Annotated in this window: 11 protein-coding genes; 7 read left to right on the top strand and 4 right to left on the bottom strand. The window is 65.4% G+C overall.

The genetic code is table 11. The features are described 5' to 3' along the window. Window positions 1–13: 13 nt before the first annotated feature. The 3 genes from ACMGG8_RS02155 to ACMGG8_RS02165 all read left to right on the top strand — a co-directional run bounded on the left by ACMGG8_RS02155 (window position 14) and on the right by ACMGG8_RS02165 (window position 3796). Window positions 14–1822: a sensor histidine kinase gene (locus ACMGG8_RS02155; RefSeq protein WP_060837059.1), complete on the top strand. Its 1809-nt coding sequence runs from the start codon at window positions 14–16 to the stop codon at window positions 1820–1822. A gap of 74 nt (window positions 1823–1896) precedes the next feature. Further along, complete coding sequence (locus tag ACMGG8_RS02160; protein WP_060837058.1) at window positions 1897–3303, top strand: sigma-54-dependent transcriptional regulator; 1407 nt, start codon at window positions 1897–1899, stop codon at window positions 3301–3303. Between the two features lie 37 nt (window positions 3304–3340). Beyond that, window positions 3341–3796, top strand: coding sequence for a YiiD C-terminal domain-containing protein (locus ACMGG8_RS02165; protein ID WP_060837057.1), 456 nt, complete (start codon window positions 3341–3343; stop codon window positions 3794–3796). Window positions 3797–3938: 142 nt separating this feature from the next. Here ACMGG8_RS02165 and cysQ read toward each other — a convergent pair whose 3' ends face one another. Together cysQ and nudE are read right to left on the bottom strand one after the other, a co-directional pair. Then, window positions 3939–4766, bottom strand: coding sequence for a 3'(2'),5'-bisphosphate nucleotidase CysQ (gene cysQ, locus ACMGG8_RS02170; protein WP_414159916.1), 828 nt, complete (start codon window positions 4764–4766; stop codon window positions 3939–3941). A gap of 11 nt (window positions 4767–4777) precedes the next feature. Further along, a complete protein-coding gene (gene nudE / locus ACMGG8_RS02175; RefSeq protein WP_060837055.1) occupies window positions 4778–5344 on the bottom strand; it encodes an ADP compounds hydrolase NudE in 567 nt (188 codons plus the stop codon). Between the two features lie 65 nt (window positions 5345–5409). On the opposite strand from nudE, the gene yrfG reads away from it, so the two are divergent. Next, window positions 5410–6072, top strand: coding sequence for a GMP/IMP nucleotidase (gene yrfG / locus ACMGG8_RS02180; RefSeq protein ID WP_060837054.1), 663 nt, complete (start codon window positions 5410–5412; stop codon window positions 6070–6072). A 49-nt stretch (window positions 6073–6121) separates the two neighbouring features. Here the strand turns inward: yrfG and lysM are convergent, their stop codons facing one another. Then, window positions 6122–6562: a peptidoglycan-binding protein LysM gene (gene lysM / locus ACMGG8_RS02185; protein WP_060837053.1), complete on the bottom strand. Its 441-nt coding sequence runs from the start codon at window positions 6560–6562 to the stop codon at window positions 6122–6124. A gap of 136 nt (window positions 6563–6698) precedes the next feature. Here lysM and ACMGG8_RS02190 point away from each other — a divergent pair, with 136 nt between their 5' ends. The 3 genes from ACMGG8_RS02190 to ACMGG8_RS02200 all read left to right on the top strand — a co-directional run bounded on the left by ACMGG8_RS02190 (window position 6699) and on the right by ACMGG8_RS02200 (window position 10986). Next, window positions 6699–7586 (top strand): LysR family transcriptional regulator, encoded by an 888-nt coding sequence (locus ACMGG8_RS02190; protein ID WP_414159086.1) that lies wholly within the window; start codon window positions 6699–6701, stop codon window positions 7584–7586. A 279-nt stretch (window positions 7587–7865) separates the two neighbouring features. Continuing rightward, window positions 7866–10214 (top strand): FdhF/YdeP family oxidoreductase, encoded by a 2349-nt coding sequence (locus ACMGG8_RS02195; protein WP_414159087.1) that lies wholly within the window; start codon window positions 7866–7868, stop codon window positions 10212–10214. A gap of 298 nt (window positions 10215–10512) precedes the next feature. Continuing rightward, window positions 10513–10986 (top strand): YMGG-like glycine zipper-containing protein, encoded by a 474-nt coding sequence (locus ACMGG8_RS02200; protein WP_060837050.1) that lies wholly within the window; start codon window positions 10513–10515, stop codon window positions 10984–10986. A gap of 179 nt (window positions 10987–11165) precedes the next feature. Here ACMGG8_RS02200 and ACMGG8_RS02205 read toward each other — a convergent pair whose 3' ends face one another. Further along, entirely contained in the window at window positions 11166–11600 is a 435-nt protein-coding gene (locus ACMGG8_RS02205) for an acyl-CoA thioesterase (RefSeq protein WP_060837049.1), read from the bottom strand. Between the last annotated feature and the right edge of the window lie 21 nt (window positions 11601–11621).

An 11621-nucleotide genomic window follows, 5' to 3' on the forward strand; every position in this document is an offset into this window, starting at 1 on the left:
AGGCGCCATTTCCATGACCGCACCCCTTCCCCGTCGTCCCCGCTGGCGCAGCCTGGCCTTGCTGGCCCTGTGCCTGGCGCCGTTGCTGTGGCCGCTGGAGCACTTGGCCGAACGCTACTACCGCAACGAGCTGACCAGTCAGAATCGCCAGACCCTCGATCTGTACGTGGCCAACCTGCTGGGCACCCTGCACCGCTACGAAGTGCTGCCGCAGATTCTCGGCGACCTGCCGGCCCTGCGTGCCGTGCTGGGCGCGCCCGACGACGGCGTGACCCAGGGCAACGCCAACCGCCTGCTGAAAAACATCAGCGCCCAGACCGGGGCCGAAGTCATGTACCTGATGGACGCCAGCGGCAAGACCCTGGCGGCCTCCAACTGGGACAAGCGCGACAGCTTCGTCGGCCGCAATTTCGCCTTCCGCCCGTACTTCAGCGAAGCCATGGCCGGTCGCCTCGGACGCTTCTTCGGCCTGGGCACCACCTCGGCCAAACGCGGCTACTTTTTCGCCGCCGCGGTACGCGATGGCGAGCGGATTCTCGGCGTGCTGGTGGTCAAGGTCGACCTGGACCACACCGAAAGCCTCTGGGGACGGACCCCGGAACAATTGCTGCTGACCGACCACAATGGCGTGGTGATCATCACTTCGCGCCCCGAATGGCGCTTTCGCGCGACCCGCCCTTTGAGCGACGAAGAACGCCAGGCGATCGTCGCCATCCAGCCCTACCCGACCCAGGATCCACGCCCGCTGAACCTCAATCCCGATGCCTGGCTGACCCAGACCCAGCCGATCGAGGAAACCCATTGGAGTGTCAGCATCCTCGCTCCGCGTACCCTGATCGATCGCCCGGTGCGCACCGTGGTGGCGGTCGGAGCTGCGGCGCTGCTGGCGCTGATGCTGCTGCTGGGGCTGATGATGCAGCGCCGCCGCCATTATCTGGAACGGATCGCCTTCGAAGCCAAGGCCCGGCGTGAACTGGAAATGCGCGTGGCCGAACGTACCAGCGACCTGGAAAGCCTCAACCGGCGCCTGAAACAGGAAGTGCTGGAGCGTGAAACCGCCCAGCAGGAACTGGTGCGCGCCCAGGACGATCTGGTCCAGGCCGGCAAGCTCTCGGCCCTGGGAACCATGTCGGCGAGCATCAGCCACGAACTCAACCAGCCCCTGGCGGCGATCCGCAGCTACGCGGAAAACGCCGAGGTGCTGCTGGACCATCAGCGCACCGACGATGCCCGGGGCAATCTCAAGCTGATCAGCGAACTGACCGGGCGCATGGCCTCGATCATCGCCCACCTGCGGGCCTTCGCCCGACGCGATCATCACGCCCCGGAGAGCGTGGCCCTGCAGCCGGCGCTGGATGACGCCCTGGCCCTGCTGGCCAAGCGTCGCCGGGCCATGGAAGTGGAACTGATCCGCGACCTGCCGGCCGCCACCCTGTGGGTCGAGGCCGGGGAAACCCGCTTGCGCCAGGTGCTGGGCAACCTGCTGGCCAACGCCCTGGACGCCCTGACCGAAAAAGGCCCGCCACGTAAACTCTGGCTGAGTGCCGAATCCACCGCCACGGGCGTCAACCTGTACATCCGCGACAACGGTCCCGGTTTCTGCATGGAAGCCCTGGGACGCGCCGGGGAGCCGTTCTACACCACCAAGACACGGACCCAGGGCCTGGGCCTGGGGCTGGCGATCTGCGACACCCTGATGCGCGCCTTCGGCGGCGAGCTGTCGTTCGCCAATCACCGCGAAGGCGGCGCCCTGATCACCCTGCGCCTGCGCGCCGGCGCCCCCGGAGTCAGCCTGCAGCCCTCCGAGGACCGCGGGGTATGACGCGCAGCGGCAATCACCTGGCAACCACGCCCGGCCCGGCGTTGCCGGCCACGACACGACCTGGAAAGTGAGCGATGACCCGTCCCGACAGCCTCGACCCTCAGTTGCAAGTGGTGTTGATCGACGACGATCCGCACCTGCGCCAGGCCCTGAGCCAGACCCTGGACCTGGCCGGGCTCAAGGTGCTGTCCCTGGCCGAGGCCCAGGGCCTGGCGCCGCGCCTGGAGCGGGACTGGCCGGGGGTGGTGGTCAGCGACATCCGCATGCCCGGCATGGATGGACTGGAACTGCTCAACCAGCTGCACGCCCAGGATCCGGAACTACCGGTGCTGCTGATCACCGGACACGGAGATGTGCCCCTGGCGGTGCAGGCAATGCGCGCCGGCGCCTATGACTTTCTGGAAAAGCCCTTCGCCAGCGACGCCCTGCTGGACAGCGTGCGCCGCGCCCTGGACTGGCGGCGATTGGTCCTGGACAACCGCAGCCTGCGCCTGGCCCTCAGCGATCGCCAGGAGCTCAGTGCGCGGCTGGTGGGCCAGTCGGCGCCGATGCTGCGCCTGCGCCAGCAGATCGGCGCCCTGGCGGCGACCCGCGCCGATGTGCTGATCCTCGGCGAAACCGGTGCCGGCAAGGAAGTGGTGGCCCGCGCCCTGCACGACCTTTCCGGGCGGCGCAACGGGCCGTTCGTGGCGATCAATGCCGGAGCCCTGGCCGAGTCGGTGGTGGAAAGCGAGCTGTTCGGCCATGAACCCGGGGCCTTTACCGGCGCGCAGAAGCGCCGCATCGGCAAGTTCGAATTCGCCAACGGCGGCACCCTGTTCCTTGATGAAATCGAAAGCATGAGCCTGGATGTCCAGGTCAAGCTGCTGCGCCTGCTCCAGGAGCGGGTGGTCGAGCGCCTGGGCGGCAACCAGCAGATTCCCCTGGATATCCGCATCATCGCCGCCACCAAGGAAGACCTGCGCCTGGCCGCGGACCAGGGACGCTTTCGCGCCGACCTCTACTACCGCCTGAACGTCGCCCCCTTGCGCATTCCGCCACTGCGCGAACGCGGCGAGGACGTACTGATGCTGTTCCAGCATTTTGCCGACGAGGCCAGTACCCGCCACGGCCTGCCGCTCCAGGAGCTGCAGCCCGGGCATCGTGCCCTGCTGTTGCGACACCCTTGGCCGGGCAACGTGCGCGAGCTGCAAAACGCCGCCGAGCGCTTTGCCCTGGGCCTGGAACTGGCCCTGGACAACAACGAACCGGAACATGGCGCCGTCGCCGCCCCGCCCCTGATCAGCGGCGGCTTGAGCGAGCAGGTGGAACACTTCGAAAAGAGCCTGATCGCCGCCGAAATGGCCCAGCCCCACAGCTCCCTGCGCAGCCTTGCCGAAGCCCTGGGCATTCCGCGCAAGACCCTGCACGACAAGCTGCGCAAACACGGCCTGAGCTTCGCCGACAGCGGTGCCAGCCAGCCCGGCGATGAGTCCGAATGAACCGTACCATCCACCCTTCCACCCTTGAGGCCCGTGCATGAACCGCGACAGTCGATACCTGGAATCCATCCTCCACCACGACATTCCCCTGACCCGGGACATGGGCCTGAAGGTACTCGACTGGCAGGCGCAACAACTGCGCCTGCAACTGCCGCTGGAGGCCAACGTCAACCACAAGAGCACCATGTTCGGTGGCAGCCTGTATTGCGGCGCGGTACTGGCCGGTTGGGGCTGGCTGCATTTGCGGCTCAAGGAAGAAGGGATTGAGGACGGGCATATCGTCATCCAGGAAGGCCAGATCAGCTACCCGCTGCCGGTCACCGGCGATGCCGTGGCCATCTGCCCGGCACCGGAAGACAAGGTCTGGAAGAAATTCCTTGCGACGTACCAGCGTTACGGCCGCGCCCGCCTGACCTTGCACACCCGAGTGGTCAACGCCGGCAGCGAAGAAGACGCCGTGCGCTTTGCCGGGCAGTACGTCCTGCACCGCTGACCCGTTTCGGAACCAGCTCAAATCTGTAGGAGCCGGCTTGCCAGCGAAGAGGCCGGAAATTCTTGCACAGGGCTCAAGGGCCCCTTCCCCGGCAAGCCGGCTCCTACACAAAAGGTGGCAGAGGCAAGTCGCCGTGGGGCGATCAGGCGCGGGCCAGCTCCAGCAGTTTGCCGCGCCACGCCGCCTTGGCCGGCAGCGCCAGGAAGAAGCTGTTGAGCAACGACTCCCGGGGGGGATAGCAGAACGGCGCACCGGCAAGATCCAGCACTTCGCCACCCGCCCCTTCGAGCACGCCCTGGGCCGCTGCGGTGTCCCATTGGGAAGTGGGCGCCAGGCGCGGATAACAGTCGGCCGCGCCTTCGGCCAGCAGGCAGAATTTCAGCGAACTGCCGATATTGGCCAATTGCAATTCACCCAGGGCCGCGCTCAAGCCACCCAGCAGACGCTCCTGCTCAGGACTCGAATGGCGCCGGCTGGCCACCACGGTAAAGGCCTCGCCAACACCTGGCTGCTCACGCACCCGGATCGCCTGCGGCACCTGCCCCCGATCCACGCGCCAGGCGCCAAGGCCTGCGCCACCCAGATAGCAACGGCCATTGGTGGGCATCGATACCACGCCAAACACCACCCGCCCCTGTTCGATCAGGGCGATGTTGACGGTGAACTCTTCACTGCCGGAGATGAACTCCTTGGTGCCGTCCAGCGGGTCCACCAGCCACCAGCGCTGCCAGCCGGCGCGGATGTCCTGGGGGATGTCGGCATCCTCCTCGGAGAGCACCGGGATGCTGGGGTCCAGGGCCCTGAGGCCAGCGACGATCAAGTGATGGGCCGCAAGGTCCGCGGCGGTCACCGGCGACTCGTCCGCCTTGTGATTGACCGCTACCTCGGCGCGCCAGAACGGCAGGATCGCCTCGCCAGCGCGCAAGGCCAGCTCGGCCACCGGCGCCAATAAAGGATGGGGAAAATTCATCGAAGTCATGCTCATGCTGGAAAGGCTCCGCGCTGGCTCAGCAGGTCGCGGGTCAGGTACAGCGCGGCCAGGGCCCGGCCTTCGCTGAACTGAGGATTTTGCGCCAGGCTGGCCAGCTCGCGCAGGTTGATCTTGTCGACCCGCATCGGCTCCGGCTCATCGCCCTCCAGGCGCTCTTCATACAAGTCGGTGGCCAATACCACCTGGATCTTCTGACTCATGTAGCCCGGGGACAACGACAGCTCGGTCAGATGCTCCAGTTGCCGCGCGCCAAACCCGGCTTCTTCCTTGAGTTCACGCTCGGCCGCTGCCAGCACATCTTCCCCCGGCTCGATCAGGCCCTTGGGCAGTGACAGCTCGTAGGCGTCGGTGCCGCCGCAATACTCCTCCACCAGCACCGCATGCTCGGCGTCGAGCATGGCCACGATCATCACCGCGCCATAACCCGCCCCCTTGCCCACCAGGCGCTCATAAGTGCGCTCCACGCCATTGGAAAACCGCAACTGCACCTCTTCGACACAGAACAGACGACTGGTGGCGACGATCTCGCGGGCGAGTACAGTGGGTTTCTGGCGCATAGCGGGCTCCTTGGCGATAGCGGGTTACTATACAGGCTGTTTTCTTACCGCTGGAGAAGTGTTCAATGGCCCTGCTGCCCTGGTGCGATATCGATACCGTCCTGCTGGACATGGACGGCACCCTGCTGGATCTGCACTACGACAACCACTTCTGGATGGAACACTTGCCCCAGCGTTACGCCGAGTTGCATGGGGTCAGCCGGGCCATGGCCGAGCTTGAGCTGCAACCGCTGTTCGAACGCAATGCCGGTCAGTTGCAGTGGTATTGCCTGGACTTCTGGAGCGCCGAACTGAAACTCCCGGTACGCGAGCTGAAGCTGGAAACGGCCCACCTGATTGCCCTGCGTCCGGATGCCGACACCTTTCTCGCCGCCATCAAGAACGCCGGCAAGCGGGTGATCCTGATCACCAACGCCCATCGTGACTCCCTGTCCCTGAAGCTGGAACGAATCGAGCTGGCGCCTTACTTCGAGCGCCTGATCAGCTCCCACGACTACGGGTTCCCCAAGGAAAATCCACAGTTCTGGGATGCGCTGCGGGCCGATATCCAGTTCGATCCGGCCCGCAGCCTGTTCATCGACGACACCTTGCCCATCCTGCGCAGTGCACGGGATTTCGGTGTGGCGCAGTTGCTGGCGGTCAGCCGGCCGGACAGTCGCAAAGGACCAAAGGACACCGCGGAGTTCGCGGCGCTGGAGGATTACCGGGCGTTGATCGAAGGGCTGTGAGGCCCTTCACGGGCAAGCCCGCTCCTGCGCCCGGCAACGGCTCGATGGGTTACTCGGGAATGCGCAGCACCTGGCCCGGATAGATCTTGTCCGGGTGGGACAGCAGCGGTTTGTTGGCCTCGAAAATCTTGTGGTACTGGTTGGCGTCGCCGTATTGCACCTTGGCAATGGCGCTCAGGGTATCGCCCTTCTTCACGGTGACGAACACGGCGGACACCAGCACCGGGCCGGTCACGCTGATCTGGTCCTCGACACTGCCGACTCCGGCGATGTTGCCCAGGGCCAGGAGGATTTTTTCCTTTTCTTCCTGGCTCGCCACTTCACCGCTGACGATCACCTTGTCGCCTTCCACCGTGGCATGGACATTGGGATTGCCCAGGCCGACCTTTTCAATGTGCTCCTTGAGTTGCTCGCTGGCATTGGTGTTACCCGGGGTCAACAGGTCGATCAGTTTCTCGCCCGCTTCCTTCACAAAGCTGAAAATGCTCATGTCGCACACTCCTTGGTTGATAGATCCAGACGCGAAAGACTAGACCAGCCCCGGACCATGAGGTTCCCGGACGACGAGTGACCCAGGCCCGCGCCTACAGGGTAGAATCCCGGCCTTTTGCCGCGCCGGAGCGACGATGGACCTCAAGCAGCTGAAATTCCTCATCGCCCTCGACGAAACCCGCCACTTCGGCCAGGCCGCCGCGCGCTGCCACATCACCCAGCCGACCCTGTCGATGCGCTTGCGCAGCCTGGAGGAAGAACTCGACCTGCCCCTGGTCAACCGTGGCCAGCGCTTCGAAGGCTTCACCGCCCCCGGCGAGCGGGTCCTGGCCTGGGCCCGCAGCGTGATGACCGCCTATGACGGCCTGCTGGCCGAAGCCGCAGCCTGCCGCGGCAATCTGGTGGGCACCCTGCGTCTGGGGGTGGTGCCGCTGTCGAGCTTCGATCCGCTGCCGCTGCTGCAGCACCTGCACGCCGAACACCCCAACCTGCGCTTTGAACTCTCGTCCCTGAGCTCGGAGCAGATCCTCGAACAGTTGGCGAGCAATCGCCTGGACCTCGGCGTGTCCTACCTGGAGCGCCTGGACAGCGAGCTCTTCGACTCCCTGCCCCTGGAACCCACCCACATGGGCCTGCTCTATGACCAGCGGCATTTCAGCTTCGGCGAACACCCCCTGAGCTGGGAGTCGCTGATCGAACTGCCCCTGGGCCTGCTCACCAGCGGCATGCACTTTCGCCAGTCCATCGACCATCACTTCCACATTCGCGGCCTGCAGCCACAGCCACTGCTGCAGACCGACGCGGTCCATCAGCTGCTGCGCCTGGTCCACGGCGGCCTGTGTTGCGCGGTGATGCCCCTGGACAGCGGTCTGGAGATCCTCACCGAGCACCTGCGGCTGCAGCCGATCGCCGACGCCCAGACCCTGGCCCGCCTGGGCCTGATCATGCGCCGCAGCGCGCCACGCTCGGCCCTGGCACAAGCCTGCTTCGATCTCTACCGACAATCCTTCCCCGGCCCTTGATCGACGCCATCTATCAATAGATCAGTACTAGCAATTAGACGCGACACAATGCCGCGCTTAGGCTTGGGACCCGATGGCCGCCGGCCCCTCACCCATGCCAGCCCCGGCAACTCCCGCACCCGCGCTCGACGCCAGCCAGACCCACTGCATCCTTGAGCGCCCGTTAGCGGATGACACCAGCCAGGCCGCGCAATGGCCGCGTCATCACTGCCTCAACCCTGCCCACCTGCCGCAGAACCGTGCGCCGCGGGTCCACAGCCCCGCGTTGGAGAATCCCCAGTGAGTACACACCACCAAGCCGATCAGCCCCCCGTAGCCCGCTACAAGCCCTACAAGGGCCCGGCCGGTGGCTGGGGCGCCCTGATCAGCGTGGCCCAGGCCTGGCTGACCAGCGACAACGCCCTGAAGAACATCCGCATGATGCTCAAGACCAACCAGAACGGCGGCTTCGACTGCCCGGGCTGCGCCTGGGGCGACTCGCCGGAAAGCGGCATGGTCAAGTTCTGCGAGAACGGCGCCAAGGCGGTGAACTGGGAAGCCACCAAGCGCCGGGTGGACGCGGCCTTCTTCGCCAAGCACAGCGTCACCTCCCTGCTGGAACAAAGCGACTACTGGCTGGAGTACCAGGGCCGGCTGACCGAGCCGATGCGCTACGACGCCGACACCGACCGCTACCGGCCCATCAGCTGGGAAAACGCCTTCAACCTGATCGCCCAGCACCTGCACAACCTGCCCAGCCCGAATATGGCCGAGTTCTATACCTCGGGCCGGGCCAGCAACGAAGCGGCGTACCTGTATCAGTTGTTCGTCCGCGCCTACGGCACCAACAACTTCCCCGACTGCTCGAACATGTGCCACGAAGCCAGCGGCGTGGCCCTGGCGCAAAGCGTCGGAGTCGGCAAGGGCACCGTGACCTTCGACGACTTCGAACACGCGGATGCGATCTTCGTCTGGGGCCAGAACCCCGGCACCAACCACCCGCGGATGCTCGAACCGCTGCGTGAAGCGGTGAAGCGCGGCGCCCAGGTGGTCTGCATCAACCCGTTGAAGGAGCGCGGCCTGGAACGTTTCCAGCACCCGCAGAACCCGCTCGAAATGCTCACCAACGGCAACCGCCCGACCAACACCGCCTACTTCCGCCCGGCCCTGGGCGGCGACATGGCGCTGCTGCGGGGCATGGCCAAGTTCCTCCTGCAGTGGGAACGCGATGCGCAGAAAGCCGGCGCAGAATCGGTGTTCGACCACGACTTCCTCAACGCCCACACCGCCCATGTGCTGGATTACCTGGGCACCCTCGACGACACCCCGTGGGAGCAGATTGTCGAGCAGTCCGGCCTGACCCTGGTGGAGATCGAGCAGGCGGCGCGCATGTACGCCAAGGGCAAGAACGTGATCATGTGCTGGGCCATGGGCATCACCCAGCACCGCCACTCGGTGCCGACCATCCAGGAAATCGCCAACCTGATGCTGCTGCGCGGCAACATCGGCAAGCCCGGTGCCGGCCTGTGCCCGGTGCGTGGCCACAGCAACGTGCAGGGCGACCGCACCATGGGCATCAACGAACGCCCGCCAGTGGCCTTCCTTGACGCCCTGGAGCGGCGCTTCCAGTTCAAGGTGCCGCGCGACAACGGCCACAACGTGGTCGAGGCGATCCACGCCATGCTCGAAGGCCGCTCCAGGGTGTTCATCGGCCTGGGCGGCAACTTCGCCCAAGCCACTCCGGACAGCCCGCGAACCTTCCAGGCCCTGAGCAACTGCGACCTCACCGTGCAGATCAGCACCAAGCTCAACCGCAGCCACCTGGCCCACGGCAAGGACGCGCTGATCCTGCCGTGCCTGGGCCGCACCGACATTGACCAGCAGGCCGCCGGCCCGCAAGCGGTGACCGTGGAAGACTCCTTCAGCATGGTTCACGCCTCCAATGGCCAGTTGCAGCCACTGTCATCGCAGATGCGCTCCGAGCCGTGGATCGTGGCCGGTATCGCTGCCGCGACCCTGGGCAGCCAGCCGGTGGACTGGAACTGGCTGGCGGCGGATTACGGGCGCATCCGCGACCTGATCGCCGACACCATTCCCGGCTTCAAGGACTTCAATGAACGGCTCAAGCACCCGGGTGGCTTCTACCTGGGCAACAGCGCCGGTTCGCGCCAGTGGAACACCCCTTCGGGTCGGGCCAACTTCCGCGCCAACCTGCTGCCCAAGGACCTGATCCACGAACGCACCCGGGCCACCGGTCAACTGCCGGACCTGATCCTGCAATCGATGCGCTCCCACGACCAGTACAACACCACCATCTACGGCCTCGATGACCGCTACCGCGGGGTCAAGGGCCAGCGCGACGTGCTGTTCGCCAACGAAGCGGACATCATCCGCCTGGGCTTCAAGCCGGGGCAGAAAGCCGACATCGTTTCCCTGTGGGATGACGGCCGCGAGCGTCGGGTCAAGGGCTTCACCCTGCTGGCCTTCGACATTCCAGCCGGCCAGGCCGCAGCCTACTACCCGGAAGTGAACCCACTGGTGCCCCTGGAAAGCACCGGCGACGGCAGCCATACACCGACCTCGAAGTTCATCGCCATCCGCCTGGAGGCGGCCAGCGACAATGGTCTGATCATGGCTCGCTCGGCCTGATTCCTGTCTTGAGGGCCTCTTCGCTGGCAAGCCAGCTCCTACGGTTAGCGCGTGAATCGTAGGAGCCGGCTTGCCGGCGACAGCCCCTCCCGAGCCTGAATCGCAGGCACAAAAAAGGCCGCTTTGCTAACAAAGCGGCCATTGCGAAGTAGTTAAAGACCTGCGAAATTCACTTAAGTTCCGTAATAAAAACAGTAAGTTACGAGATTGTGTACAACTCGTGCTATTCGTCGGATTTCGTTTGTAAGCATCGCGGTACAGCCTCAGGATCGCGCCGTCATCCCTTTGAGGCTCCTGTATGAAGTTCTCCTCGATTCTCTTGTTGTCCCTTGGCCTGGTCAGCGGCGTCGCCTCTGCCGGTGGCACCGTTGAAGCCGGTGTGGGCGGCGCATTGGGCGGGGTTCTAGGCTCGGTGGTCGGTCAGCAGATCGGCGGCAACACCGGTTCGGCCATTGGTGCGGCCCTGGGCGGCGCCGGCGGCAGCGCAGTGGGTGCGGACAAACGCAGCCGTGGCCAGGCGGCCATTGGCGGCGCCCTGGGCGCAGCCGGCGGCAACGTGGTGGGCCGCAGCATGGGCGGCAATTCCGGCAGCCTGATCGGTGCCGCGGCAGGCGGTGGCGCCGGCGGTGCACTGGGCAACTACATGGGCAACGAAAGCGCCCGGGAAGATCGCGACTACCGTGGCCGCGACGACCGCCGCTACTACCGCGACGGCCACCGTGGCCGTGGCCACGCCTACGGGCATCGCAAACACCATCACTATCGCGACTGACCCAGCGCCCTGTAGCCGCTGCCGCAGGCGGCGCACGAGGCCGCAGGCGGCGCCAAGCCAGGCGCCGCGGTGGGTCAGTTGCCCCGTGGATTGAGGTTTGGCGTCTCCTGCGGAGCCGATCGCAGCCTTCGGCAGCGGCTACAAATGCCAGTGCCGGGGTTGAGATCGAGTATCGAAGTTCACGCCAGCAGCAGACGCTCCAGAGCCGCTCGCAATGCGGGCGGAATCGGCACCGGCTGGTTTGACTCCCGATCCACGAACACATGGACGAAACGCCCCGCCGCACAGGCATCCGCCTCTCCCGCCTTGAACACCGCCAGTTCGTACTGCACCGAACTGTTGCCCAGTTTACCGACCCGCAGGCCGATCTCGATTCGCTCGGGGAAAGCGACGGACGCAAAGTAGTCGCAGGCCGAGCTGACCACGAATCCCACCACCTCGCCCCCATGAATATCCAGGCCGCCCTGTTCGATCAGGTAGGTATTCACCGCCGTGTCGAAGAAGCTGTAGTAGGTGACGTTGTTCACATGGCCGTAGACGTCGTTGTCGTGCCAGCGGGTGATGATCGGCTGGAAATGGCGATAGTCGCCGCGTTGCGGCATAGGCTCGGACATCGGGGCTCTCTCCCTTGGATT

The organism is Pseudomonas sp. BNK-45 (genome assembly GCF_047456255.1).
Classification (GTDB): domain Bacteria; phylum Pseudomonadota; class Gammaproteobacteria; order Pseudomonadales; family Pseudomonadaceae; genus Aquipseudomonas.